This window comes from Streptomyces sp. NPDC058145, from assembly GCF_042884245.1.
GTDB lineage: Bacteria > Actinomycetota > Actinomycetes > Streptomycetales > Streptomycetaceae > Streptomyces.
The window spans coordinates 149,182-175,236 of sequence record NZ_JBHVUH010000014.1 but is presented as its reverse complement, the minus strand read 5'-3'; the positions used below and the strand labels follow the sequence as shown (position 1 = coordinate 175,236).

Below are 26,055 nucleotides of genomic sequence, written 5' to 3'. Positions count from 1 at the left end.
CCGTGGGCCACGGGGAGATTGACGTGCGCATGCTCTGTCCGCACCGCCAGCCCCGCACCCCCTCCCGGAGGTTGATGTGTCCGGCAGTCCCGTGTACCGCCGTGCTCGTACGCTCGTGGCCTCGGTGACCGCTCTCGCCGCGGCCGCGATCGGTCTGTGGACCGGGCTCGGCGGTGAGTCCGCGCATGCCGCGGGCGCCGTGCCGAGCCCGGACCACGTGGTCGTCGTGGTCTTCGAGAACCACGCCTACAGCCAGGTCATCGGCTCCTCCAGCGCCCCGTACATCAACTCGCTCAAGTCCGGCGGCGCCAACCTGAGCCAGGCGTACGGCGAGACCCACCCGAGCCAGCCCAACTACTTCGCCCTGTTCTCCGGTTCGACGCAGGGCATCACGGACGACAGCTGCTACACCCCGGGGTTCTCGTCCGCGCCGAACCTGGCCTCGGAGATGATCGCCGCCGGCCGTAGCTGGGCCAGCTTCAACGAGACGCTGCCCAGCCAGGGTTCGACCACGTGCAGCAGCGGCAAGTACGCGCGCAAGCACAACCCGTGGTTCGGCTTCGGCAACGTGCCGACGTCGAGCGCCAAGACCTTCGCGCAGTTCCCGGCGGACTACTCGGCACTGCCCCAGCTCTCCTTCGTGATCCCGAACCTGTGCAGCGACATGCACGACTGCTCGGTGTCGACGGGTGACACCTGGCTGCAGAACAACCTGGGCGCGTACGCGACTTGGGCCAGGACCCACAACAGCCTGCTCGTCGTCACCTTCGACGAGGACAACCGGCTCAGCGGCAACCGCATCCCGACGGTCCTGTACGGACAGCCGGTCACCCCGGGGGCCTCGTCCTCCACCACCTACAACCACTACGACCTGCTGCGCACCCTGGAGGACACCCAGGGCCTGAGCACGCACGCGGGCAACGCGGCCTCCGCCAAGGACATCACCGGCGTCTGGGCGTCCTGACGTGTACGGAGCGGACAGCCGCGCCGGTACGCCGGCGTCCGCGCAAGGCGCCGTCCGGCCCGTGGCCGGGGCGACGGTGGCGCCGGCCGGGTGCGCGGCGGTCTCCCTCACCCCGCGTCCCGGGCACCCACCCGGTGTCCCGGGCACACCGGAAGGCACCGCGACCGCATGACCGCACGCACCCGCATCCTGATCCTGCTCACGGCCGTCGCGGTGCTGGCGGCGGTCGCCCTGGCGTCCGTGCTGCACGCGTCGGCGCGCGCGGACCGCCGCGACCGCCCGCAGGCCGGCGGCCCCGCGGTCACACCGGGCCCGGTGACGCTGACCGGGCACGGCCGGATGGTGTTCCGCAACATGGCGTGGGGCCCGCACCGCGACGAGCTGACCACGGTCCCGGCCGCCGACCCGTCCGGGCCGCGCACCGCCTCGGGCGTCAAGTGCCTGCGCTTCCACGCCGCCGCCGGCACCGGGGTCTGCCTGCAGGCCGTGCACGGCCCCGTCTCGGACACCTACCGCGCGCTGATCCTGGACACGCGCCTGAGGGAACGGGCGCGCTACGACGTCCCCGGCATCCCCTCCCGGGCCCGGGTCTCCCCCACCGGGCACTTCGCCGCCTGGACGGCGTTCGTGGGCGGCGACTCGTACGCGGGCACCGACTTCTCCACCCGGGCGGCGATCGTCGACACCCGTACCGGCAGGCTGATCCCGACTCTGGAGTCCTTCTGGATCGTCAAGGACGGGCGCCCCTACCGGGCGGCCGACGTGAACTTCTGGGGCGTGACGTTCGCCGCCGACGACCGCACGTTCTACGCGACGCTGGCGACCGGGGGCAGCACCTACCTGGTGCGCGGCGACCTCCGCGCCCGCACGGTCACCACCCTGCACACCGACGTGGAGTGCCCGTCCCTCTCCCCCGACGGCACCCGCGTCGCCTACAAGAAGCGGGTCAGGGGCCTGCCCGAGGACGCCCCCTGGCGCCTGTACGTCCTGGACCTGCGCACGATGCGCGAGACCCCGCTGGCGGAGACCCGGAGCGTGGACGACCAGGCGCTGTGGCGGGACGACCACACGGTGGTGTACGCGCTGCCGGGCGACTACGGGGCCGACCTCTACGCGGTCCCGGCGGACGGGACCGGCACCTCCCGGCGCCTGCTGGCGCCTGCTGGCGCCTGCTGGCGCCTGCTGGCGCCTGCTGGCGCCTGCTGGCGCCTGCTGGCGCCTGCTGGCGGCGGGCCTGTCCCCCGCGTTTCCAGGTTGAACGACTTTTTAACGGAGTATTCGACTCTTCATCACAAATGACGTCGACCGCGCTTTACCCGGTCCAGACTCACTCGAATGCCGCGCATCCGGAGGAGTTCGGTGGCGTTAGCGGAATATGACGAACGCAAGGCGCTTGAGGGTGCTCGAAGCGGCCCAGGGGGACCTCGGCCGGCGCCGGAACGACCAGGGACGGTCCGGCTGCCACACGGCCGGCTGACGGGGGCGAATCTTTTCCGTGAACAACGAATACGCGGATTTTTATTCGACGGCACCCCTGGAGGAGAGCTGGGACCCGGTCGAGGAACTCACCTATCTGCTGCAGGGCGCCGCGAGCGCGCAGGCGACACAGCAGACGGCCGCCGTGCCGCCACCGCGCAGCGGGCAGCCGTACGGCACCGAGCCGGTATACGGCGTCGCCGAGCCGTCGTACGGCACCGGGGCCGCGTACGTGGGCGAGCCGTCGTACGGCACCGGGGCCGCGTACGGGACCGAGCCGTCGTACGGGACCGGGGCCGCGTACGTGGGCGAGCCGGCGTACGGGACCGAGCCGTCGTACGGGACCGGTGCCGAGCCGTCGTACGGGAACGGGGCCGCGTACGGGGCTGAGCCGTCGCACGGCGCCGAACCGTCGTACGGCACCGACCCGGCGTACGGCGCCGAGCACGGCACCGGCGACCCGCTGGAGAATCTGGCGCGGATCACCAGCGAACTGCCACCCATCCGGCACCATCCCGCCGGGCACCGGAAGGTACGGACGCGGAAACTGCGCATCACGTGGCTGCAGACGGTCAGCTTCCTGATCGCGGCGCTCGCCGCCGTCATCGTGGCCATGGTGAGCGTCTTCGGCGGCCTGGCCGCCTACACCCCGCTGCAGCACATCGCGGCCAAGACCCGGAGCGGCCCGCTGCACTGGTGGCCGCTGCTCGTCTACGGCCCCTGGATGGTGGCCTCGCTCTCCATCCTGCGGACCGCGCTGCACCGGCGGCGCGCCCTGCACTCCTGGTGCGTGGTGCTGCTGTTCTCCTCCGTCGCGATGACGCTCTGCGTGGCCGAGGCCGAGAGGTCCTTCACCGGGGTGGCCGCGGCCGTCCTGCCGGCCCTCGCCGCCCTGACCTGCTTCCAGCAGTTGGTCCGGCAGGTCACCCTGACCCGGCCACCGCGCCAGCGCATCTCCCGCCACCGGCAGCGTCCCGCACAGGGGGCCCGGGGCAGGTGACCCGCACGACGGGCCACCGACCCCCGGTGGCCCGTCCGGGCGGTGGACCACCCCGGACGGTGGCGTCACCGACGGTGCTGGATTGCGATCATGCGGTCACCGTGAACCCATTCATTACATGATCAGACACGTGATGCGCACGCTCTGCGCCGCCGCCCTCGTGGCCGCTCCCCTCGCCCTGACCGCGACGCCCGCACAAGCCCTGACGTCGTGCACGGTCAACGGCCTTCCCGTGTCCGGCACGACCGTCAGCGGTACCGCCGGCTCCGACTACATCAGCTGCGGCGCCCTCGCCCCGGGCGACAGCGTCAACGGCTTGGGCGGGAGCGACTACATCGCCATCAACGGCGTCGTCGCCGGCACCGTCGACGGTGGCGGCGGTGCCGACTCCATCACGGCCAACTCCGGTACCACGGCGAGCGGCAGAATCCTCGGCGGCGACGGCGGCGACTCCCTCTTCGTGGGCCCGAACGCCGGCACGGTCGACGGCGGGCCCGGGGCGGACTTCTGCCGAGTCGCCTCCGGCCACCCGCCCGTCAACTGCTGACCGGCGGCGGGTCCGCCGGACCGGCCACGGGAGTACGGGAGTTTCCCTAGTCCTCCGGTTCCCAGGCGCGGAGCAGGTCGATGAGTCCGGCGTCTCCGTCGATCCGCACGGAGTCCGCCGGGACACGGTCGTAGAAGAAGAGGACCAACTCGCCGGCCGTGCCCCGGACGGAGACGCCGGCCGGCTCCGGGCCCGCGCCGGTGGCGGGCAGGCGCGTGAACCGTGCGCCGTCGCCGTCGACCGTGAGGCGCCAGGAGGGGCCCTCGGTGACGTGGAAGTCGAAGGCAGTGGGCTTGTGCGGCCAGGCGCTGGTCGTCGCGCAGCAGGTGGACAGGAACTCCTCGACACCGTCGAGTGCCACCTCGTCCGGCAGCGGCTGCGGGGAGCCCAGGGTGAGCTGGACGTCGTAGGTGTGCACCGCGGTCTCCTGGACCCGGTGCCGGGCGACGCAACCGGAGTTCCGCGGCGACTGCGACGTACCCCACCACGTCCAGCAGCCGCGGTCCGGGCCCGCCTCGCGCAGCGCGCTCAGCAGCAGCTCCGTCGACTCGGCCAGCCAGGCCGACAGGGCCTCGCGCTCGCGGGGCGCGGCCACGACGGCGCCGGAGGCGACGGCGGCGCGCGCGGCGACGGCCTCGGCCGGGGGAGCGTCGGCGGGACCCGCGCCGACGACGGCGGCCCAGAAGCGGTCTCCCCCGCCCAGGTGCTCGACCAGATCGAACAGCGTCCAGTCAGGGCAGGTGGGCACCCGCACATCGAGGCTGGGCGCGGAGGCGACCGCGGCACGGAAGGCGGCCGACCGCTCGTCGATCAGCCGCAGCAGACCGGAGAACTCCAGATTGTTTTCCACTGCGGCTGTCTATCACCGGGCCGCGGGGCCGGGACAGCGATTTCCCGGCCGGCATGAGCGTCCGCCCCCGCCCGGGGCAGCCGCGGCGATGGAGGATTCGTCCCACGAGCGGACCAGGACTCGGCTGGAAGGATACGCTCTCCACGGCGCGCTCAGGGGAGGGTGAGTCGATGTTCAGTCGAATCGTTCATTTGATTACCAGTGACCCGCACGAGCTCCGCATGACCCAGGATTACGCCGCGATCCTGTGTTCCCTGTTCGGCGCCATCCTGCTGGTGAGCGCAGTCGAGGCCGCAAAGACACAACGAACCTCGGCCTCGGAGAAGCAGAAGTTACGCCTCATGTTCGCGGACGAGATTCGCGAGAGTGCCGTGGCGCACAGGACAGGGGTCGCGATCCCAGCACCGCGAAGGGTTGCGGTGCGGAGTGGAGTGCGGATCTACAAGATGCATCGCACTCACCTCAACAGGATGCTCAACTTCCTTTACGTCATGTGGGCGTTCATCGTCACCGCCTCGTCGGTCCTGCTGTGCGCCACCATCAGCTGGTCGGCCGGAAAGGGCGGCGACCCCGCCCGTGACATCGCCTGGCTGGACCTGTGGGGCGCCATGCTCCTCATCATCTTCACCGGATTCTGCACCGGCTTTCGGTATGTGGCCCTGCGATCGATACACAGATGGGAAGAGCGAATGGAGGTCGCACACCGCATGGGCCTGTCCCGGTCCGAGATGACGAGCCTGATGAATTCATGGGCCCGGCACCATCGGACAAAGTGGTGACCTGTTCGAGGGGTGCGCGTAAGCCGCGGGGCCGACGGTCGAAAACCATCGGCCCCACGAATCGGCGGTGACCCGCCCCCTACAGCACCGGCAGGTTCTTCCGCAGTTCGAAGGCCGTGACCTCGCTGCGGTACTCCTCCCACTCCGACTTCTTGTTGCGGAGGAAGAAGTCGAAGACGTGCTCGCCGAGGGTCTCGGCGACCAGGTCGCTGCTCTCCATGAGGGCCAGGGCCTCGCCGAGGTTCTGCGGGAGGGGTTCGATGCCCATCGCGCGGCGTTCGGCGTTGGACAGGGCCCAGACGTCGTCCTCGGCGCCGGGGGGAAGCTCGTAGCCCTCCTCGATGCCCTTCAGGCCCGCCGCCAGGAGGACGGCGTACGCCAGGTACGGGTTGGTGCCGGAGTCCAGGGAGCGGACCTCCACGCGCGCGGAGCCGGTCTTGCCGGGCTTGTACATGGGCACGCGGACCAGGGCGGAGCGGTTGTTGTGGCCCCAGCAGATGTAGGAGGGGGCCTCGCCGCCGGCGCCCGCCGTGCGCTCGGAGCCGCCCCAGATGCGCTTGTAGGAGTTCACCCACTGGTTGGTTACCGCGGAGATCTCCGCCGCGTGCCTGAGCAGACCCGCGATGAAGGAGCGGCCGACCTTGGAGAGCTGGTACTCGGCGCCCGACTCGTAGAACGCGTTGCGGTCGCCCTCGAAGAGGGACAGGTGGGTGTGCATGCCGGAGCCGGGGAACTCCGAGAACGGCTTCGGCATGAAGGTCGCCTGCACCCCCTGCTCCAGCGCCACCTGCTTCATGACCAGGCGGAACGTCATGATGTTGTCCGCCGTGGAGAGGGCGTCGGCGTAGCGCAGGTCGATCTCCTGCTGGCCGGGGGCGCCCTCGTGGTGGGAGAACTCCACCGAGATGCCCATCGACTCCAGCATGGTGATCGCCTGCCGGCGGAAGTCCATGCCCACGTTCTGCGGGGTGTGGTCGAAGTAGCCCGAGTTGTCGGCCGGGGTCGGGCGGGAGCCGTCGACGGGCTTGTCCTTGAGCAGATAGAACTCGATCTCGGGGTGGGTGTAGAAGGTGAAGCCCAGGTCGGAGGTCTTGGCCAGGGCGCGCTTGAGGACGTAGCGCGGGTCGGCGAAGGACGGGGAGCCGTCGGGCATCAGGATGTCGCAGAACATGCGGGCGGTGCCGGGGGCCTCGGCGCGCCAGGGCAGGACCTGGAAGGTGGACGGGTCCGGCTTGGCGATCATGTCGGACTCGTAGACCCGGGCGAAGCCCTCGATGGCGGAGCCGTCGAAGCCGATGCCCTCGTCGAAGGCCTGCTCCAGCTCGGCCGGAGCCACGGCCACGGACTTGAGGAAGCCCAGCACGTCCGTGAACCACAGGCGTACGAACCGGATGTCGCGCTCCTCCAACGTCCGGAGCACGAACTCCTGCTGCTTGTCCATCTTCCGCTTCCCCATCCTTGCTGGTCAGGCCGCCCGGGTTCCCACATCGCGGGGGCAGGCGGTCGGGCACCTGAGCATCACACCACAACACCGTTTCACGCGCGTTGCGGACCTTGATCACCCGGGCGTCCTCGGCCTGAACGCCTCACATACGGCAGGTGTACCGCTCTGCCGCCCATCTTGCCTGTCCGGGGCGGCATCCGTAATGGCCGGTCCGCTTCGGGCGTGACCGATACCACCCCTCTTAAATTTGCATCTCAGATGCAAGTTTCTCTACCGTTTTGATCAGTCGAGCGATCGAGCGAGTCGAAGCGATCGAGCCCATCGAGGAGTCCTGATGCTGTCCGAGCAGTCAGCAGCCACCGTCCGTGCCACCCTGCCCGCCGTCGGCGCGGCCATCGGCGAGATCACCGAGCGTTTCTACGCCCGGCTGTTCGAGGCCCACCCCGAACTGCTGCGGGATCTGTTCAACCGCGGCAACCAGGCCGCCGGCATCCAGAAGCAGGCCCTGGCCGGCTCCATCGCGGCCTTCGCCACGTACCTGGTGAACAACCCCGAGCAGCGGCCCGACGCGATGCTCGAGCGCATCGCCCACAAGCACGCCTCGCTGGGCATCGTCCCCGAGCAGTACCCGATCGTCCACGAGCACCTGTTCGCCGCCATCGCCGAGATCCTCGGCGACGCGGTCACCCCCGAGGTCGCCGCCGCCTGGACCGACGTCTACTGGCTGATGGCCAACGCCCTCATCGCCATCGAGAAGCGGCTGTACGAGCAGAGCGAGCAGCAGGGCTGGCGCGAGTGGAAGGTCGTCGAGCGGATCGACGAGACCGCCGACGTGGCCGGCTTCAAGCTCCGCCCGGTGGACGACGGCCCGGTGCCCGGCTACCGCGCCGGCCAGTACGTCTCGGTCGGCGTCACCCTCGCGGACGGCGCCCGGCAGATCCGCCAGTACAGCCTGACCGCGGCCCCCGGCTCGCCGGAGCGGCAGTTCGCCGTCAAGCGGGTGGCCGGCGACGGCACCGCGCCCGACGGCGAGGTCTCCAACCACCTGCACGCCCACGTGCGCGAGGGTGACGTCCTGCAGCTCTCCGCCCCCTACGGCGACCTGGTCCTGGAGGACACCGAGGCGCCGCTGCTGCTCGCCTCGGCCGGCATCGGCGTCACCCCGATGATCGCCATGCTGGAGCAGCTCGCCCTCACCGGTCACCAGGCCCCGGTGACCGTGGTGCACGCCGACCGCTCCCCCGCCGCGCACGCCCTGCGCACCGACCACGAGGCGTACACGGCGAAGCTGCCCGACGCCGAGCCGGTCTTCTTCTACGAGCAGGATGCCGAGGGTGCCGGGCGGTCCGGCCTGGTCGACCTGACGGACGTCGACGTCCCGGCCGGCACGCACGCCTACCTCTGCGGTCCGCTGCCCTTCATGCGCGCGGTGCGCGCCCAGCTCATCGAGAAGGGCGTGGCCCCCGCCGACATCCACTACGAGGTGTTCGGCCCGGACCTCTGGCTCGCCAAGGCCGCCTGACCCGGACGAGCGCGAAGGGCGCCCCGCGGGACCTCACCGGGCCCGCGGGGCGCCCTTCCGTGTCACCGGGTACGTCGCCCGCTCCCCTGCCGGGGCCGCGGCGCGCTTCCCTACCGGGGCTGCGGTGCCCGGACGATCTCCAGCAGCAGCGGAGCCGTCGGGCTCACGACGATGTCCTGCACCGTCACCGGGTCCAGCGCCGCGTAGAACGCCTCCTGGGCCTGGCGCAGCGCGCCCCGCAGCCGGCAGCCCGAGCTCAGCGGGCAGGGTGCGGTGCCCTGGCCGGCACCGTCGCAGTCGACGACGTCGCCGTCGCCCTCGAAGGCGCGTACCACGGCGCCCACCGACGCCGTGCACCCCTTTTCGGTCAGACTCAGGCCGCCGCCCCGGCCGCGGCGGGCGTCGACCAGCCCCATGTGCTGGAGTTCGGCGACGACCTTGGCCGCGTGGGTGTAGGGCACGTCCATGTCCCCCGCGACCTGACGGGTCGTGGGGCTGGTCTCGTCGGCGACGGTGAGTCGCATGAGGACCCGCAGGGCCAGGTCGGTGGAGCGCAGCAGCCGCATACCACGAGGGTAGGTAATGCGCATCGCTGGTTCAAATTATTCGGTTCCCGTGCCCTCGCTGCGGAACGGCCCCCCGAGCGCACTACGATCGGCGAGCCCCATCGTCCACGCCCCTTTCCCCAGAAGGACACGCCTCATGGGTTCCGCCAAGAACAGCAGCGCCGCCGCGCGCAAGGCACGCATCGAGGAGATGCGGCGCGCCGAGCGCGCCCGCGCGCGCCGCAACCGGGTGCTCATCGTCGCCGCCGGGGTGGTGGTCGTCGCCGGCCTCGCCGTCGGCGGTGTGGTGCTGGTGAACTCGCAGTCCGGCAAGAAGGACTCGGCGGCGAGCGGCGACGCCAAGAACTCCGGCGACTCGGGGCACTTCACCACCGGCAAGGACGGGGTGCGGACCTGGTCCGGGAAGCTGTCGCGGACGCACGTCACCAGCAAGGTGTCGTACCCGATGCACCCGCCGGTCGGCGGCAACCACAACCCGATGTGGCTCAACTGCAACGGCGACGTCTACACCGGGCCGGTGCAGGACGAGAACGCCGTGCACGCGCTGGAGCACGGCGCGGTCTGGGTGACGTACACCGGCAAGGCCGCCAAGGCGGACGTCGGCGCGCTCGCGGCGAAGGTGAAGAAGACGCCTTACTCGCTGATGAGCCCGTACGAGAACCAGGCCGCCCCGATCGTCCTGTCCGCGTGGGGCCATCAGGTGACCGTGAAGAGCGCGAGCGACCCGGAGGTCGACAAGTTCTTCGCCACGTACGTGCAGGGCAAGCAGACGCCCGAGCCGGGCGCCTCGTGCACCGGTGGGGCGATGAAGTGAGGCGGCGGCACGTCGGCTGGGCGGCGGGCGCGGCCGCGGCGGTGCTCGTCGCGGCCGGGGCGATCACCTACGCCGTGGCCGAGGACTCCGGCGGGGCCGACACCGGGACGCCGGCGGCAGAGTCCGCCGACGCCGGGTTCGCGCGGGACATGGCGGTCCACCACCAGCAGGCCGTCGAGATGTCGTACATCGTGCGGGACCGCACGAAGAACGAGGAGGTGCGCCGCCTCGCCTACGACATCGCGCAGACCCAGGCCAACCAGCGCGGCATGCTGCTGGGCTGGCTGGACCTGTGGGGGCTGCCGAAGGTGTCCGCCGACCCGCCGATGACCTGGATGGGCATGGGTGACATGGCCGCCGGCAAGGACGGGGCGCTGATGCCGGGGATGGCGACCAACACCGAGATGAAGAAGCTCGGCACGCTCGACGGCAAGCAGGCGGAGGTCTTCTACCTCCAGCTCATGACGGACCATCACAAGGGCGGCGTCCACATGGCCCGGGGCTGTGCCGCCAAGTGCACGGTCGGGGTGGAGAAGCGGCTCGCGCGGGGCATGGTCGAGGCGCAGCAGTCGGAGATCGAGCTGATGGCCGGAATGCTCAAGGAGCGTGGCGCGCAGCCCCGTTCATAGCACCATCATCCGGATGATTATCGCGAAAACCTCAAATCTCCTTGAATGAAGGTTCTTTGAGCTTCTCTTGACCTTTGCGTTCCCCTGACATGAACGGTTCATCGCAAGAGTGGCCATCGTCGTGTGATCCATTCGCCGGCCCGAACCGCCGCGGGTCGGTGCGTACCGCCACGACGTACCAGCCACTACGTGCATGCGAACCGCATCGCAGGGGGTTCTATGAGATCCAACCGCGCCAAGGTGCGCGCCGGCGTGAGCATGGCAGCGACGCTGCCGATGATCGCCGGTGCGCTGGCGCTGGGCATACCCACGGCGCACGCCGCGGACGGCCCGGCCCGTGACGCGCTGAAGGGCACCAGGCCCATGTGGGCCACCGCCAAGGCGGACAAGGGTGCCACCTCGAACGACGCCCAGGTCAAGGCCCGGGTCTATCTGGCGGGACGGGACGCGGCCGGTCTGTCGGCCTACGCCAAGGCCGTGTCCGACCCGAACTCGCCGCTGTACGGCAAGTTCCTCAGCGCCAAGAAGGCGCAGGCCCGCTTCGGGGCCACCAAGGCCCAGGTGGCCGCCGTCAAGTCCTGGCTGAGGTCGGCCGGGCTGACGGTCACCGAGGTCACCTCGCACTACGTCACCGTCTCCGGTGACGTGGCCGCCGCCGAGAAGGCGTTCGGCACCCAGCTCCACAACTTCGCCAAGGGCTCGAAGACCTACCGCGCCCCGGCGAAGACCGCGTCCGCGCCGGCCGGCCTGAAGGGCGCCGTCCTGACCGTCACGGGTCTGGACAACGCCCCGCACAAGGCGCACCACAAGGACCAGCTTCCGCCGCCGGACGCCGTGTTCAGGAACTCCGGGCCGTTCTCCTCGTACTACGGCTCGAAGACCGCGAGCACGCTGCCGGACGCGTACGGCCAGAAGGTCCCGTACGCGATCAAGGGCTACACCGGCAAGCAGCTGCGTGCCGCCTACGGCGCGGGTACGTACACCGGCAAGAACGTGCGCATCGCCATCACCGACGCGTACGCCTCGCCGACCATCGCCTTCGACGCGGGCAAGTACGCGACGAAGAACGGTGACGCGGCCTGGAAGACCGGTCAGCTCCACCAGGCGCTGCCGAAGAACTACACGAAGACCGAGGAGTGCGGAGCGGCCGGCTGGTACGGCGAGGAGACCCTCGACGTCGAGGCCGTGCACGCGGTCGCGCCGGCCGCCGACGTCACGTACGTGGGCGCCGCGTCCTGCTACGACGACGACCTGCTGGACTCGCTCAGCAAGATCGTCGACGGCCACCTGGCCGACATCGTCTCCAACTCGTGGGGCGACATCGAGGCCAACCAGACGCCGGACCTCCTGGCCGCCTACGACCAGGTGTTCCAGCTCGGCGCGGTGCAGGGCATCGGCTTCTACTTCTCCTCCGGCGACAACGGCGACGAGGTCGCCAACACCGGTGTGAAGCAGGTCGACACCCCGGCCAACTCCTCGTGGGTGACCGCGGTCGGCGGTACCTCGCTGGCCGTCGGCAAGGGCGACAAGTACCAGTGGGAGACCGGCTGGGGCACCGAGAAGGCGACCCTGTCGGCCGACGGCAAGAGCTGGACGAACTTCCCGGGCGCCTACACCTCGGGCGCGGGCGGCGGCACCAGCAAGACCGTGCCGCAGCCGTACTACCAGAAGAACGTCGTCCCGAAGGCGCTCGCCACGGCCAACAACGCCGCCGGCAACCGCGTCGTCCCGGACATCGCGGCCATCGCGGACCCGAACACGGGCTTCCTGGTCGGCCAGACCCAGACCTTCCCCGACGGCACCGAGCAGTACAGCGAGTACCGCATCGGCGGCACCTCGCTGGCCGCTCCGGTGATCGCGGCGGTCCAGGCCCTGGCCCAGGAGGCGCGCGGCGGCAAGGCGCTCGGTTTCGCCAACCCGGCGATCTACGCGAAGTACGGCAAGACGGGCGTGTTCCACGACGTCACGGACAACCCGACGGGCTCCGGCCTGGCGGTCGCCCGGATCGACTTCTTGAACGGCTTCGACGCCGCTGACGGCCTCGCGACCTCGGTCCGCAGCCTCGGCAAGGACAGCTCGCTGTCCGCGGTGAAGGGCTACGACGACGTCACCGGCGTGGGCTCGCCCGCGAACGGCTACGTCCAGTCGTACCGGCGTCACTGATCCGCTGACCCGGTAGAGGGGGCGTGGGGTGCGTGCACCCCACGCCCCCTCGTCGTTCGTCCGGGGGGACGGCACACACCCCCGCACCACCCATCGTGTCGCTGTGACGATTACACTGGGCGCGTGCCTCCGTTGAACTTCTGGTCGATCTATCAGCATGGCTTCGCACGGGTTGCCGCGTGCACGGGTCACACCGTCATCGCGGACCCGCATGCCAACGCCGAAGCGGTCCTGCGCCACGCACGCCGGTGCGCCGAGGAGGGCGTCGCCGTGGCCGTCTTCCCGGAGATGGTGCTGTGCGGCTACTCCATCGAGGACCTGCTGCTCCAGGACGCGCTCCTCGACCAGGTCGAGGAGGCGCTCCGGGAGGTGGTGGCGGGGTCGGCGGATCTGCTGCCGATCCTGGTCGTCGGCGCCCCGCTGCGCCACCGCAACCGGGTCTACAACTGCGCGGTGATCGTGCACCGCGGCCGGGTCCTCGGCGTCGTGCCCAAGTCGTACCCGCCGAACTACCGGGAGTTCTACGAGCGCCGGCAAATCGGCGACGGCGCCGACGAGCGCGGTGGTTCGATCCGGCTCGGCGGCGAGAGCGTGCCGTTCGGCGTGGACCTGCTGTTCGCGGCCGAGGACGTGCCCGGTCTGGTGCTGCACGCGGAGATCTGCGAGGACATGTGGGTGCCGGTGCCGCCCAGCGCGGAGGCGGCCCTCGCCGGCGCGACCGTCCTCGTCAACCTTTCGGGCAGCCCGATCACGGTCGGCCGGGCCGAGGACCGCAAGCTGCTGTGCCGCTCGGCGTCCTCCCGCTGCCTCGCCGCGTACGTCTACGCGGCGGCCGGTCTCGGCGAGTCGACCACCGACCTGTCCTGGGACGGCCAGGCGATGGTCTACGAGAACGGCGTGCTGCTGGCCGAGACCGAGCGGTTCCCGCTCGGCGACAGTCACGCGGTGGCCGACGTGGACCTCGACCTGCTGCGGCAGGAGCGGCAGCGGATGGGCACGTTCGACGACAACCGCCGTACCCACAAGGCGCGCACCGATGACTTCCGGACGGTCGCCTTCGAACTCGACCCGCCCCTCACCGACCTGGGCCTGCGCCGCCGCCTGGAGCGTTTCCCGTTCGTGCCGGCCGACGCCGACCGCCTCGCCCAGGACTGCTACGAGGCGTACAACATCCAGGTCGAGGGCCTTCAGCAGCGGCTGGCGGCGATCGGCGGTTCGAAGGTGGTCATCGGGGTGTCCGGCGGCCTGGACTCCACGCACGCGCTGATCGTCGCCGCCCGCGCGATGGACCGCGCGGGCCGCCCGCGCAGCGACATCCTCGCCTGGACCCTGCCGGGCTTCGCCACCAGCGACCACACCAAGGACAACGCCCACAAGCTGATGGAGTCGCTCGGGGTCACCGCCGCCGAGCTGGACATCACCCCCACCGCGCGGCTGATGCTGCAGGAGATGGGCCACCCGTTCGCCTCCGGCGAGCCGGTGTACGACGTCACCTTCGAGAACGTGCAGGCGGGTCTGCGCACGGACTACCTCTTCCGGCTGGCCAACCAGCGCGGCGGCATCGTGCTCGGCACCGGTGACCTCTCCGAGCTGGCGCTCGGCTGGTCCACCTACGGCGTCGGCGACCAGATGAGCCACTACAACGTCAACTCTGGTGTGCCGAAGACGCTGATCCAGCATCTGATCCGCTGGGTCATCAGCAGCGGCCAGTTCGGCGAGGAGACAGGCCGGACGCTCGCCGCGATCCTCGACACCGAGATCAGCCCGGAGCTGGTCCCGGGCGAGGAGATGCAGTCGACGGAGTCGAAGATCGGCCCCTACGCGCTGCACGACTTCACGCTCTTCCACGTGCTGCGCTACGGCTTCCGGCCGTCGAAGATCGCCTTCCTGGCCTGGCACGCCTGGCACGACCCGGACGCCGGCGACTGGCCGCCGAACTTCCCGGAGGCCAAGCGGGTGGCGTACGACCTGCCGGAGATCCGGCGCTGGCTGGAGGTCTTCTGCCGTCGCTTCTTCGGGTTCGCGCAGTTCAAGCGCTCGGCCATGCCGAACGGGCCCAAGGTCTCGGCCGGCGGTTCCCTCTCCCCGCGCGGCGACTGGCGCGCCCCGTCGGACGGCAACGCGCGTGCCTGGCTGCGGGACCTGGCCCGGTTCGACATTCCGGAGGCGTGAGAGTGACGGCCCCTGGGCCCCTAGTTCACCTCTTGAGCGAGGCGACGAAGGGGGCCCAGGCTGCTGCGCCAAGGACGATGGCGGGACCTTGGGGCGCCTTGGAGTCTCGGACGGGAACCAGGCCGGGGATGTTGTCGGCGACTTCGAGGCAGTTGCCGCCGTCTTCGTTGCTGTAGCTCGACTTGCGCCAGAGGGCGGCGCCGGGGAAGTCGCTTGCCACTTCTACGCACTCCCCGCCATCACCATTGCTGTAGCTGCTCTTGAACCAGAGCGCGTCACTCAAGTCGATCCGGTCGCTTGCCATTTCGGTAATCCTCTGCGGCTGCCTTGATCATGGCGAGGGACGCGCCCGGTGACAGCGCGACGGCCCTGAGCCGATCGTATGCCTTGCGGTACTGCTTCACGAGAGCCGGATCATCGATGGTGTCTCCGCTGTAGGACGCCTCGGTGTAGATCAGCGGCGGGGCATCCGGGAAGGTCATGATCATGATGGAGGCCGCCATGAGGGGATACGCGCCGCTCCTCCGCGAAACGACTTGCGGAACGATCCGACGCCGGTCGGCCAGTTCCGCGATGCGGTCGAGCTGCTCAGCCATGCCCTCAAGCGACACGATGGTGTCCGTGAGCAGCGACTCGTGGAGGATGGCCCAGTACTCCGGGACCGCGTGATCGTCCTCGAAGAGACGGGCGCGATCGAGCCGCGCCCGCACCTTCTCCTCGACCCACTCGTCCGAGGCGGACGGATGAGCGGAATGAACCAGCGCACGCGCGTAGGGCGCTGTCTGCAGCAGGCCGGGCAGGGTGCTGGGAGACCATAACTCGATCGACTCGGCGTGCTTCTCCGCTTCCAAAGCCCTCTCGAAGTAGGCGGCATGCGGCCCCCGCCGCGCCCTCCGCACATCCTCACAGTGCCGCTCGAAGTAGCCGTCGGTGCCCAGTACCCGGTCCACGTGCCGGGCCAGATCCATCGGCATGCGCCGCTTGCCGTGCTCGATGTCGCTGAGGTGCGACTTGCCGTAGAAGCTGCCCTCGACCAACCGCTCCAGCGAGAGTCCCGCAGCCTCCCGCTGCCACCTCAACTCCTTGCCGTAGAAGTCGGGGACGCTGACCGAACCGTCGATGTCCTTGCGTCGGACCACGTGCTCACCGCCGTAACTCACCGTGCCGTTTCCGCTGCTCGCGTCGCGGACGCGAACCCTCTTCCACGGTAGCGAGCCGGGCGACACTCTGTGAGGTGTTCGTAACTCACCGCACAGAAGGCCGGAGCCCCCATGTCCGACCACTCCCCCACCGCCTACGACGTCACGCTCTGCGTGGAGAACCTGCGCACCGCCCTCGCCCTGCACGACATCACGCTGCCCTCCCTCCGCGTGGACCTGCCGAGCCTCGCCGGTACGTACACACCGCCCGCCGGTCTCGTCGCGCTCGGGAACTGCAACACGGCCACGGCCCAGGCCCTCGCCGCCGCCCTCCGCAGGACGGCGGCGGAGCGATGACCCTCGAACTCGACCTGCTCGCCACCCCCAGGGCCGTACTGGAACTGCGCCACCGCCTCCGTGCTCTCGACTACGAAGTGGGCCTGTGCGTAACGGAGTTACTGACGAACGTCATCGACCACCTCGGCGAGGGCACCCCGGTCACCGTCCGCGTCACCGGAACCCCCCAAGGCCACACCCGCATCGAGGTCACCGACCCCGAAGCACGCACCCTCCCCGTCCTCCTGCCGGCCACCGACACCGCCGAGTCCGGCCGCGGTCTGACCCTGATCGACGCCCTCGCCCAGCGCTGGGGCGTCGACCAGGGCCCGGACCACAAGACCGTCTGGTGCGAACTGCCCTGGGCGCCGGGCTAGCTCGCCCGGCTCCCACGGCCGCAGCTTCCCCGATGCGGTGTACCACTCGTCGGGCACTGCAGGGAACTTCATCTTCCGGAAGGACAATGACATCGTCCTGGTCTACGGGCCCGGCCCCAAGCAGGGCCAGGCCATCACGGCGTATGAAACAGTGGCGCGGGGTCGCCACCCAGACTGCATGTGGCAGGCATCTTCCTCTGACCTGCCGGCTGATCCAAACGAGACAGCCCAGGCCGGCCCCGGATCGGCAGGTGCCAGAGCGACCCCGGAACTGTGGCCTCCACCACGGCGAATGTGGTCATGTCCCTGATGAGATCACCGGATGCTCGGTCTACTCCTGCGCGTGCTGCCCTTCTGGGTCCGCGAACCCCTGCTCATCGTGATCGGGTCCGTCTTCGGCCTGCGCATCATGTATCTCGCCGTACGCGACACCGACCGGGTCGCGGCCGCCATCGGAGCGGCGTTCCTCGTGTTCACGGCGATCCGCGTCCACACGGTGGTCCGGGCGCTTCGCGCGCGCCGCAACAAGGATGAGGGTTCGGCGTCCGCCGCGGGCGCGATGGTGACCGGGGCTGCCGCGCCGGCCCCGGGTCAGACCCCGGCCTCGGAGCAGGCCCAGGCGGCCTCGGCCACGGTTCCGGCCCAGGCCCAGGAGCTGACACGGACCCCGACCGCGGACCCGATCATGGCCTCGGCCTCGGCACCGGCTCCGATTCCGGCCCCGGCTGCAACTCCCGTTCAGCCCCCGAGCTCCGCCCCGGCAGGAGACCATGCGGGAACCGGACCGCGTCCCGGACCGGGCAAACCGGAGAAGGACCACAACGCGTGGGGCCAGGCCGTCGCGGCCCTGGCCGTGTTCGGGGCGCTCGCGGCCGCGGTGTGGCTGGGCCCCCGTGTGATGCCGTCCGCCGACACCACGCCTCAGCCCGCCTCGTGTTCGGACTCGGAGCACGAGAAGCTGCCGAAGGCGTACGAGAAGACGCCCCGGCCCCTGACCGGCGACGACCTGTGCGAGGCGCTCAACCGGCCCGACCTGGCCCGGCTCCTGGGAACACCCGGGGAGATCGCGGACACGGCTTCGGGCAGCAACGGCACCGCCGCCCTGACCGACGGGAAGGTCGCCGAGCCGGAGGCGGAGATCACGTTCGACACGTACACCGTGAACCTCTCGGCCACTTACAACCACCTGTCGACCGCCCAGTACGTGAGGCTGTTCGACATCGCGGGAGACCGGGTCGAGAAGGACATCAAGACACTCGAGGTTCTCGGCCGGCCCGCGTTCTTCTCCTCGGACCACACCATGAGGATCGAGATCGACTTCAGCAAGGAGCACAACAGCGGGCCGGTCCAGCAGGGCCCGCTGGCCAGGACGCTGTCCGTGGCCCTCGACCGGAAGGACCGGGGCGGCTACTACGACATCACCGTGTGGAGCAAGTCCGGCGCCCTCCCTAACGACGGCGCTCTCGTCGACATCGCGGAGAAGGTTCTCCCGACGATCCACCAACGGGGTGTTCACTGAGGTGTCGTCATCTTGAAGTTGCTGGTCAGGGTGCCTCCGCCATCTGACGGATCCCGTGATGCTGGACCGGATCGCCGCTCGCCGGGCTGAGCTGGACGTCGTCGAGGAGGAGCTGGCCAAGCAGCTGGTAGACGTGCGGGTCGAGCGTGACGAATTCGAGGTGGCGATGCGCGCCCTGCGGCGGATCAGCGAGCAGATCCACGGCGATGTCTCGCCGGCAGGACTACTGCGCGGAGCGAAGGTCTCAGTCGGGCCGCTGCGGGAGCACCACTGGGTCGGTTAATCGGTTGCGGACCCTCGGGGTGGGGTGTCTGATCCCGGCCATGACGATTGTGCTGGGAACGCCGGCGGTCGACGGGGTGCGCGAGGCCATGGCCTCGCTGCGGGCATGGCAGTACGACGGAGCGCCGATGCAGTTGCATTCGGGGGACATTGGCTGGAACTACCGGTTCGGAACGGCCGAGACGGCCGCGGTGGTCCGGACCTGGAGCCGGGACGGACGGATCCTCGCGGTCGGGATGCTGGACTCGCCGACGGTGGTGCGGATGACGGTCGCTCCGGACGCTTTCCAGGATGAGGGCTTGGCGCGGCGGCTCGTCGAGGACTTCTCGCTGCCTGAGCGCGGCGTGCTGCCGGAAGGAGCGGTGTCGATCGAGGCACCGCTGGGCCTGCTGCTTCACGACCGGTTGACCAAGGAGGGCTGGGGCGTCGACGAGCCGTGGACGCCGCTCTTCCGCGACCTCGCGGAGCCGGTGGAGGACCCCGGCGTGCGCATCAGAGCGATCGGCCCGGAGCAGGCGCAGGATTTCGCCGACGTCCTGCGGTCGGCGTTCAACACCTCGAGGCCTACGCGCGAGTACTGGCACGCGATGTCGGCGGGACCGTTCTACGCAGACGCCCGCTGCCTGGGCGTCTATGACGACCAGGGCAACGTGACGGCGGTGGTGACGGTGTGGTCGGCCGGCCCGGGGAAGCCGGGGCTGGTCGAGCCGATGGGCGTGCACGAGGACCACCGTGGTCGCGGCTACGGCCGGGCGATCACCGTGGCCGGGGCGGCCGCGCTGCGGGAGACGGGCTCGTCGAGCGTGCGCGTTTGCACGCCGAGTTCCAACGTCGGTGGCATCGCCACGTACAAGGCGGCCGGGTTCGAGGCGCGGCCGGAGGTGCGGGACCGGATCCGGACGAACTGACACCGTGGCTGCTCGGCAGAGCGGGCCCGGGTTCCCGGCGATCGCCGAAATGCGGGACCGGACTCGGGCCGGCTGACGTCGGGCCACGCGCGTTGGTGTGATTCAACTGCTGAGTGCTCAGGCCGATCGGTTCATCGCGCCAACGCCGCACGGTGGTGGCGGAGATGTCGTTGCCGCCGGCCATGTCGACCAGCCGCTGGTCGTGCCGGAGCACGGCCAGAACGATCACGGCGGTCCTCCCGGGCGACGGCGCCCGCCACCGCGCCCGTATCGCCTTCAGGTGGCGTCGCACAGGCACCCCGCAGCACTCTCCAATACGCGCGCCAGGGGCCTGCCCGGCGGATCCTGCCGGACAGGCCCCTGACCCCAGGGAGGGCTCAGCGCTTTAGCGTGAAGGTGAAGTCGCCGGAGAGCTTGCCGCCCAGCCGGACCGCCGAAACGAGCTTCCCCTCCACGACCAGCCTCTCGACCTCGGCCCGCGGAAGACCGCAGCCTTCAGCGATCAGCCGCACCGGCCGGACCGGGATCCGGGCCGCGAAGCGGACCGAGACGTCGATCACCTCGCGGTCCAGGTGATCCGATCCACCGGTGTCGAGACGCCAGGCGTTGTCCCAGTCGAGGGCGATGCGATTACGTCGCCGCACGACCGGGTCCTGGAGCAACTCGGGGGCCAAAGCGGGGTCGTTGTCATGCAGCCGGTCCAGCAGGTCGGACCGTACGGAGCGCACGTTCGTCCGCTCCAGAATCGTGAGTTTCGTCGTCTCCCCGCAAGCGGTGCAGAGCGCGAGGAGCCAGACGTCGATGAGCTTGTGGTTCGCGTTGACCCGGAACTTGCCGCTCGTCCGGAAGTGTTCGGACGCGCACGCGTGGCAACGCCGGAGAACCAGCGGCAGGCAGGTGGGTATGACCACCCAGCTATTGAGCACAGAAGTACACCGTCTTCAGTGAGAAGTCCGCAGCAAAAAGCAGCGCGGCGCACATGCGCGACGCGCGACCAATCAGGCCTCGGGGGGTCTCACACGGTGTACAACGGCACGTCCTTGCCTCGACGACTTGGTCCGGCAGCACGGTAGGGACACTCGGCGCCGGCGCTCAACTGGTTTTCGGGATGCCGACGGCGCCGTCACCTGTTTCAGGGGTCGAACTTCAGCCATCTCTGATCAGCTCCCGCACCTCACCAGCCAGCCGCATCCACAGGAGCTACACAGGAAGAACACAGGTACTCCGCAGCAGCTGGGCGCTACTGAGCCCCCTTCGAAGAGCTGACCAGCGGAAAGATTCGCGCCACGACTCCTCTCCACCGGAAAGTGAACACCTGTACGAGGTTCTCCGGATGTGCCTAAGGTGTCGCCGCGCACCGGCGGGATCTGACCAGTCCGCGCCCGCGCACACCATGACCAGCGACCGGGGGAACGTCGTCGCTCACGGGGAGGGATCGCATCGCCATGCCGTCACAGCGGCCGTCCGTTCGCGAAATCCCAGCCAGGTATCGCCATACCTGAGTCTTCCTCAGGGGCCTGTGCGCTCAATGCCGCCCGGCTCCGCGGCCGACCGTTCGTTTCGTGCCCCCTGAAGAAGAAAGGGCTGCTCCTTTGCGTGCCAAATTACCCGGGTTTCTCATGCCAAGACCCGGACGATCGGGGCTGGTTGCCCGCATCATCCTGCTGGTGACCGCCGCCGCGGTCATCGCCGGCCTCACCGTCCGGCCCGACCTCGCCGGCCTCACGGACCGGAACGACGCGACCCCGGTCGGGGACTCCTACGACGGCTACGACACCAAGGCGGCCGAACAGCTGCGCGGGGATCAGTGCGTCGCCGCTGACGCCCTGCGCAGGGGTGGACCCAACATGTTCGCCCTCGCGCAGAACTCCATCGGGCTGCCGCCCGACCAGCTCCACCAGAAGCTCGACCGGGACCTCTACAACACCAGCACCCCGCTGCACCAGGCGTACGACGCCGACGAGACCGGCAGCGATCAGTGGGTCAAGAAGGCGGATGAGCAGGAGCAGGCGTGGTCCGGCCCCGTCAGCGGCCTGCGGTCCTACCCCGGCGCACCGCAGGGACAGGACAAGATCTTCGACCAGGTCGGGCTGCTTCCCTGGCTGTACCAGTCGTACTTCAAGTCGATCGACCTGTTCTCCCCGTTCTACGAGCCGTCGCCCACCGCCGACGACAGCACGAAGGCTGCCGCGCTCGCGATCGGCGACCCGCTGTACGCCACCGGGGGAACGCCCTCCGAGCAGCAGGCCTGGGCGCTGTGGAAGAAGAACTCCGGCAAGATCGAGCCCAACCAGCTGTTCGTTCCCCGGGTATTCGCCGATGACGCTCGCATCTTCCTGTCCTCGGGTGGCTTCGCCGGCACGGCCCCGGAGCCGGACACCCCGGAGTTCCGCATCGCGGTCGAGGACCTGAAGGCCAGGTTCGCCGCGTGCGCGTGGCACGATCCGATCGACCCCAACCGGGTCCTCGGCAAGGAGGTGGCACAGGCATCCGCCGAGTGGCAGCAGGAGATCGCGTCACAGGCCACGCAGCGGCAGCAGATCCTCGCTGCCGGCGCCACCAGCACGAAGGCCTTGCAGGAGGGCGCGTTCGCCCTGGGCAAGATGCTGGGCCAGTCGTGGATCGCCGACTACGCCACCCGCTGGCTGGACTACTACACCGAGGGCGGCATCAGCTGGATCGGCGACGGCCAGCTGGAGATCCAGGTGCCGGGCGCGGCGGGCAAATGCCTCGACGTCCAAGGCGGAAAGAAGGACAACGGGACGCCGGTCCAGGTCTACACCTGCAACGGCGGAGCCTCCCAGAAGTGGCAGCTGATGGGTTCCTACCCGGGCGGCTACACCCTGGTCAATCCGAACTCTTTCAAATGCCTTGAGGTGCTGAACGGCAACAGCGCCGACGGCACAAAGATCCAGATCCGGGACTGCGGCAGCAGCAAGGCCCAGCAGTGGAAGTTCGACGTGCGCAGCGCCGGGCCGCTGCGTAACGCGGCGACCGGCAAGTGCCTGCACCTGCCGACGTTCGACAACAGCAAGGACGCCGTGCTGTCGACGTGCAACGGCTCCGCCGCGCAGAAGCTCAAGATCGTCCCCAAGAGCCACACCGGCACCGCCGCGTCGAAGGCCGACGTGGACAAGGCCAAGGTGGCCATCAAGGGCGCGCAGACGGAGGCGAAGAAGCAGCTCGGTGTCGTGAAGGCGCAGTTGGCGTCCGCGCAGAAGGCCGCGACCGCGTCGGACACCGCGATGCAGACCGCCTACGGCATCGCGGATGCCAATGGGGCGCCGCGTGGCCGCGGTCTGCTGGTGGGTCAGCAGAAGGACCAGGTCACCAAGGGTTCGGTCGCCGCGTTGCAGGCGCTGGTGAAGGCCGGTGAGACCGCCGAGGCCGCCACCCGCGCCTCCGCTGGGGACAGCGCAACCATCGCCCAGCGGGCGCTCGCGCAGGCCGCGCAGTCGAAGGCGGAGTTCCGCAAGGAGGCCGCGAAGACGGCCGAGTGGCAGGCGAAGGCCGCCGCCGACGCGGCGAAGATCCACCGGGACAACGCCAAGAAGGACAAGGAGACCGCCGAGGCCAAGCTCGCGGTCGCGGTGAAGGCCGAGGGCGACGCCAAGGCGGCCGCCGCCGACGCGCACGCCAAGCGGCTCGCCGCCGAGGCCGAGGAGAAGACCGCCAAGGCGGAGAAGGAGAACGCCGCCGCCAAACGCGCCGAGGCAGCCGACCACCGCAAGAACGCCGAGAACCAGGCGACGAAGGCGAAGGACGCCAAGGACAAGGCCGAGGCAGCCGAGAAGACCGCCGAAGGCAAACGCGACGGCGCGGTCAAGGCGAGCGACCACGCCAAGGACATGCGCGACGACGCCTGGGACGCCGAGCAGAAGGCGGCGGCCGCCCGCGCCAAGGCCGACGCCAAGGACGCCTACGCCGACTCCCTCGACTCCGGCGACGCCGCAACCGCCGCCCGCGCCGCCGCCAACGACGCCGACAAGGCCGCCGACGACGCCGAAGCCGCCGCGACCAAGGCCCGCTCCGAGGCCGACGCCGCCACCAAGGCGGCAGCCGGCGCCGACGCCGCCGCCACCCGCGCCGAAGCCGCCGCCAAGCGGGCCCGCTCCGACGCGGACGCCGCCCAGGCCGACAAGCTGAAGGCCGACGCGGCCGTCAGGACCGCGACCAGCGCGGTGGCCGACGCCATCAAGGCCTCCCAGGACGCCGCCGCCGAGGCCAAGACCGCGGTCAAGCTCGCCGACGAGGCCGAACAGCACGCCAAGGACGCCAAGACCCAGGCCGACGCCGCCGACAAGGAGGCCGGCAAGGCGCTCGCCGCCTCCGCCAAGGCCGCCGGATTCGCCCACGTCACCGCGCAGGCCGCCGTCGACGCCGGCAAGGCAGCCGAACAGGTCACCGACCCCGCCAACGACGCCATCCAGCTCGGCTCCCCCTACGTCGACACCGACTCGGCCGCCAGCCTCGTCGTCCTGACCGGGCAGGCGTCGAAGACCATCGCCGAACAGCAGCAGGCCGTCGCCGACGCCCACGCCAAGAACGCGCGGCAGGAGGCCGCCGCAGCCAAGGACATCGCCGACCAGGCCAAGGGCGACGCCAAGGAGGCCTACCAGCACGCGGCGAACGCCGCCCAGTACGCGTCCGACGCCCGCACCTACTCCAAGGAGGCCCTCGGCTACGCCGCCGACGCCGCCAAGGCCGCGGCGGCCGCCTCGGCATCGCTGGCCCGCACCGTCGAGTACGACAAGCAGGCGACGGAGGACGCCGCGGCAGCCGACAAGGCAGCCGGAAAAGCCGAGGGCTACGCCAAGGACGCCCGCGACTCCGCCGACGCCGCCGAACTCGACGCCGCAGCAGCCCGCTCCGCGGCGACCCAGGCCGAACAGGACGCCAAGGACGCCCGAACAGCGGCCGACCGCGCCGACGCGGCGGCGACCGAAGCCGAAGAGGCCGCGAAGGACGCCGAGAAGTACGCGACGGAAGCTCAAAACGCGGCCGACCGCACCGAACGGGCAAGGAACAGCAAGCGGATTTCCGACGGCGGGATCTCCGGAATCGGCAGCGTGTTCTGGGACGAGAAAATCGAACCGATCGGGAAGCCGGAGGTCCTCGACAAGAAAAACTGCGAGCCGTTCCACGTCGGAAACTGCATCATCACCGCGAAGATCCACTTCAATGTGAAGCTGGATATCTATCTGTGCACGTTGGAAGAACTTCCGATGACCGGTTGCCCGGCATGGGAAACACTCTTCCTGAATACCCAGATCATCCCGGATCAGTACGACACCGTCGAACGCACCATTTCGATGGTCGAGTTCAACGAGAGCATCGACCCCGTGGAAATCGTCCTGCACGATTTCATCGGGTGCGGCGAGAAGCTGACAGGTAATGGCGGCAGTTGGGGCGACTGCGCCTGGGCGACATTCGACATAGCCTCTCTCTTTGCGGGTAAGGCCATCAAGGCTGTCGCCGACGCCATCAAGGCCGTTGACGCCGCATTGCGCACGGGAATCGGGATCGAAGATGCCTTTCGGGCACTCAGAACCCTGGACAAAGTAAATCCCGCCACGCTCGCCAATATCTCTCGCACAGTTGAGGCGTACCAGCAGGACATCCAGGTCGCCTGCGAGGCAGCCACCATGCCGCGGGTTGCATCTGGCGCTGCAACGCGCTCATGGGTTGCGGCAGCCTCAGGACCCCCGTGTAGATTCTGGAAGTTGACCGACTTCCAAGGTCAGCGCGTATACCAACGGGACGACCTGATCAAGCCGGACTACGTTTCACCCGACGATCCTTACGGTCGGACCAACCTGAAGCGGATGCAGCAGGGGTTTGCTCCAATGGGCACGGGCAGGACTGCAAGCGGCGGGAAGGACAAGCCTCTGAATCTCCATCACATGCTTCAGACACAGGACGGGCCCATTGCCGAGGTGACAGATGCCATGCACTTCGACAACTACGGCAAACTGCACTGGAAGTCGGGCACAAAGATTCCCAGCGGGATCGACCGGCCCGAGTTCGAAAGATGGAAGAAGGAATATTGGAAGAGCAGAGCGAAGGATTTCCAATGACGAACGGCCTGCAGGCAGCCGAGCAAGTGATCGGCCTCGTGCGTGCGAACGAAGACCTGGCTCATCATGGTGATGGCTGCGCCCCCGAGGCGATCGCACGCGCGGAGGCCGATATGGGGCTCGCCTTCCCTCCCTCGTATCGGCGCCTGATCGAGGAGTTCGGCACGTGGGAGGTGCCGCCCGTCGAGTTCCCGGGTGTGTTCCAAACGCCCGCCAGAGGAGAAGAGCTTCTGGGTTCGTCCGCGTACACGATTGAGGACCGCGCTCAGCTCGGCCTGCCGCACTACTTCCTGGTCGTCATGCACGACGACGTCCTCGGGGTCGTCGTGCTCGACACCTCTCGGCCGGACCAGGACGGTGAGTATCCGGTGTTCGCGTGGAACCCGGGCGTTCCGGAGGGCGGCGGTATGGAGAAGATCGCGGACAGCTTCGGCGCGTTCGCACTCGATGAGTGCCGCCGGAATCTGAGCTGAGTCACGGCAGGTCGGCAC

At 69.6% G+C, this 26,055-nt stretch carries 23 protein-coding genes; 17 read left to right on the top strand and 6 right to left on the bottom strand.

Features of this window, described 5'->3' with window-relative positions; all coding sequences use genetic code 11:
* Positions 1–76: 76 nt before the first annotated feature.
* The 4 genes from ACFVVO_RS29780 (at position 77) to ACFVVO_RS29765 (ending at position 3,987) form a co-directional block, all read left to right on the top strand.
* Positions 77–964, top strand: coding sequence for an alkaline phosphatase family protein (locus ACFVVO_RS29780; protein ID WP_390058983.1), 888 nt, complete (start codon positions 77–79; stop codon positions 962–964).
* 168 nt (positions 965–1,132) lie between these two features.
* Positions 1,133–2,263 (top strand): TolB family protein, encoded by a 1,131-nt coding sequence (locus ACFVVO_RS29775; protein WP_390058981.1) that lies wholly within the window; start codon positions 1,133–1,135, stop codon positions 2,261–2,263.
* Positions 2,264–2,459: 196 nt separating this feature from the next.
* Entirely contained in the window at positions 2,460–3,440 is a 981-nt protein-coding gene (locus ACFVVO_RS29770) for a DUF2637 domain-containing protein (protein ID WP_390058979.1), read from the top strand.
* Positions 3,441–3,558: 118 nt separating this feature from the next.
* Positions 3,559–3,987 carry a hypothetical protein gene (locus ACFVVO_RS29765; protein WP_390058978.1) on the top strand — a complete coding sequence of 143 codons (429 nt, stop codon included), beginning with the start codon at positions 3,559–3,561 and terminating at the stop codon, positions 3,985–3,987.
* Between the two features lie 46 nt (positions 3,988–4,033).
* Here the strand turns inward: ACFVVO_RS29765 and ACFVVO_RS29760 are convergent, their stop codons facing one another.
* The gene (locus ACFVVO_RS29760) at positions 4,034–4,837 is read right to left on the bottom strand and encodes a maleylpyruvate isomerase family mycothiol-dependent enzyme (RefSeq protein WP_390058976.1); all 804 of its coding nucleotides are present in this window, start codon (positions 4,835–4,837) and stop codon (positions 4,034–4,036) included.
* A gap of 170 nt (positions 4,838–5,007) precedes the next feature.
* On the opposite strand from ACFVVO_RS29760, the gene ACFVVO_RS29755 reads away from it, so the two are divergent.
* On the top strand, positions 5,008–5,616 hold the full coding sequence (locus ACFVVO_RS29755; protein ID WP_390058974.1) for a hypothetical protein: 609 nt from the start codon (positions 5,008–5,010) through the stop codon (positions 5,614–5,616).
* 79 nt (positions 5,617–5,695) lie between these two features.
* Here the strand turns inward: ACFVVO_RS29755 and glnA are convergent, their stop codons facing one another.
* A complete protein-coding gene (glnA, locus tag ACFVVO_RS29750; protein WP_390058973.1) occupies positions 5,696–7,057 on the bottom strand; it encodes a type I glutamate--ammonia ligase in 1,362 nt (453 codons plus the stop codon).
* Positions 7,058–7,394: 337 nt separating this feature from the next.
* Here glnA and ACFVVO_RS29745 point away from each other — a divergent pair, with 337 nt between their 5' ends.
* A complete protein-coding gene (locus ACFVVO_RS29745; RefSeq protein ID WP_390058972.1) occupies positions 7,395–8,582 on the top strand; it encodes a globin domain-containing protein in 1,188 nt (395 codons plus the stop codon).
* A 110-nt stretch (positions 8,583–8,692) separates the two neighbouring features.
* Here ACFVVO_RS29745 and ACFVVO_RS29740 read toward each other — a convergent pair whose 3' ends face one another.
* Entirely contained in the window at positions 8,693–9,148 is a 456-nt protein-coding gene (locus ACFVVO_RS29740; RefSeq protein WP_390058970.1) for an RrF2 family transcriptional regulator, read from the bottom strand.
* A gap of 136 nt (positions 9,149–9,284) precedes the next feature.
* Here ACFVVO_RS29740 and ACFVVO_RS29735 point away from each other — a divergent pair, with 136 nt between their 5' ends.
* The 4 genes from ACFVVO_RS29735 (at position 9,285) to ACFVVO_RS29720 (ending at position 14,926) form a co-directional block, all read left to right on the top strand.
* On the top strand, positions 9,285–9,962 hold the full coding sequence (locus ACFVVO_RS29735; protein WP_390058968.1) for a DUF3105 domain-containing protein: 678 nt from the start codon (positions 9,285–9,287) through the stop codon (positions 9,960–9,962).
* Positions 9,959–10,591: a DUF305 domain-containing protein gene (locus tag ACFVVO_RS29730; protein ID WP_390058967.1), complete on the top strand. Its 633-nt coding sequence runs from the start codon at positions 9,959–9,961 to the stop codon at positions 10,589–10,591. Before ACFVVO_RS29735 ends, ACFVVO_RS29730 begins: the two co-directional genes overlap by 4 nt.
* A gap of 219 nt (positions 10,592–10,810) precedes the next feature.
* Positions 10,811–12,754, top strand: a complete 1,944-nt coding sequence (locus tag ACFVVO_RS29725; RefSeq protein ID WP_390058965.1) for a protease pro-enzyme activation domain-containing protein — start codon at positions 10,811–10,813, stop codon at positions 12,752–12,754.
* 123 nt (positions 12,755–12,877) lie between these two features.
* The gene (locus ACFVVO_RS29720; protein WP_390058963.1) at positions 12,878–14,926 is read left to right on the top strand and encodes an NAD(+) synthase; all 2,049 of its coding nucleotides are present in this window, start codon (positions 12,878–12,880) and stop codon (positions 14,924–14,926) included.
* Positions 14,927–14,951: 25 nt separating this feature from the next.
* On the opposite strand, the gene ACFVVO_RS29715 is transcribed toward ACFVVO_RS29720, so the two are convergent.
* Positions 14,952–15,230 (bottom strand): DUF397 domain-containing protein, encoded by a 279-nt coding sequence (locus ACFVVO_RS29715; protein WP_390058961.1) that lies wholly within the window; start codon positions 15,228–15,230, stop codon positions 14,952–14,954.
* On the bottom strand, positions 15,202–16,065 hold the full coding sequence (locus ACFVVO_RS29710) for a helix-turn-helix transcriptional regulator (RefSeq protein WP_390058960.1): 864 nt from the start codon (positions 16,063–16,065) through the stop codon (positions 15,202–15,204). The genes ACFVVO_RS29715 and ACFVVO_RS29710 overlap by 29 nt, the downstream gene beginning before the upstream one ends.
* A gap of 132 nt (positions 16,066–16,197) precedes the next feature.
* On the opposite strand from ACFVVO_RS29710, the gene ACFVVO_RS29705 reads away from it, so the two are divergent.
* From ACFVVO_RS29705 to ACFVVO_RS29685, 5 genes are all read left to right on the top strand, one after another.
* Complete coding sequence (locus tag ACFVVO_RS29705) at positions 16,198–16,422, top strand: hypothetical protein (RefSeq protein ID WP_390058958.1); 225 nt, start codon at positions 16,198–16,200, stop codon at positions 16,420–16,422.
* A complete protein-coding gene (locus ACFVVO_RS29700) occupies positions 16,419–16,778 on the top strand; it encodes an ATP-binding protein (RefSeq protein ID WP_390058957.1) in 360 nt (119 codons plus the stop codon). Before ACFVVO_RS29705 ends, ACFVVO_RS29700 begins: the two co-directional genes overlap by 4 nt.
* Before the next feature lie 322 nt (positions 16,779–17,100).
* Entirely contained in the window at positions 17,101–18,297 is a 1,197-nt protein-coding gene (locus tag ACFVVO_RS29695; RefSeq protein WP_390058955.1) for a DUF6215 domain-containing protein, read from the top strand.
* Positions 18,298–18,355: 58 nt separating this feature from the next.
* The gene (locus ACFVVO_RS29690; protein WP_390058953.1) at positions 18,356–18,580 is read left to right on the top strand and encodes a hypothetical protein; all 225 of its coding nucleotides are present in this window, start codon (positions 18,356–18,358) and stop codon (positions 18,578–18,580) included.
* Positions 18,581–18,620: 40 nt separating this feature from the next.
* The gene (locus ACFVVO_RS29685) at positions 18,621–19,487 is read left to right on the top strand and encodes a GNAT family N-acetyltransferase (protein WP_390058951.1); all 867 of its coding nucleotides are present in this window, start codon (positions 18,621–18,623) and stop codon (positions 19,485–19,487) included.
* Between the two features lie 377 nt (positions 19,488–19,864).
* Here the strand turns inward: ACFVVO_RS29685 and ACFVVO_RS29680 are convergent, their stop codons facing one another.
* Positions 19,865–20,413, bottom strand: coding sequence for a DUF1062 domain-containing protein (locus ACFVVO_RS29680; protein WP_390058949.1), 549 nt, complete (start codon positions 20,411–20,413; stop codon positions 19,865–19,867).
* 693 nt (positions 20,414–21,106) lie between these two features.
* On the opposite strand from ACFVVO_RS29680, the gene ACFVVO_RS29675 reads away from it, so the two are divergent.
* Complete coding sequence (locus ACFVVO_RS29675) at positions 21,107–25,564, top strand: RICIN domain-containing protein (RefSeq protein WP_390059106.1); 4,458 nt, start codon at positions 21,107–21,109, stop codon at positions 25,562–25,564.
* Complete coding sequence (locus ACFVVO_RS29670) at positions 25,561–26,037, top strand: SMI1/KNR4 family protein (protein ID WP_390058948.1); 477 nt, start codon at positions 25,561–25,563, stop codon at positions 26,035–26,037. The genes ACFVVO_RS29675 and ACFVVO_RS29670 overlap by 4 nt, the downstream gene beginning before the upstream one ends.
* The last annotated feature ends 18 nt before the right edge of the window (positions 26,038–26,055 follow it).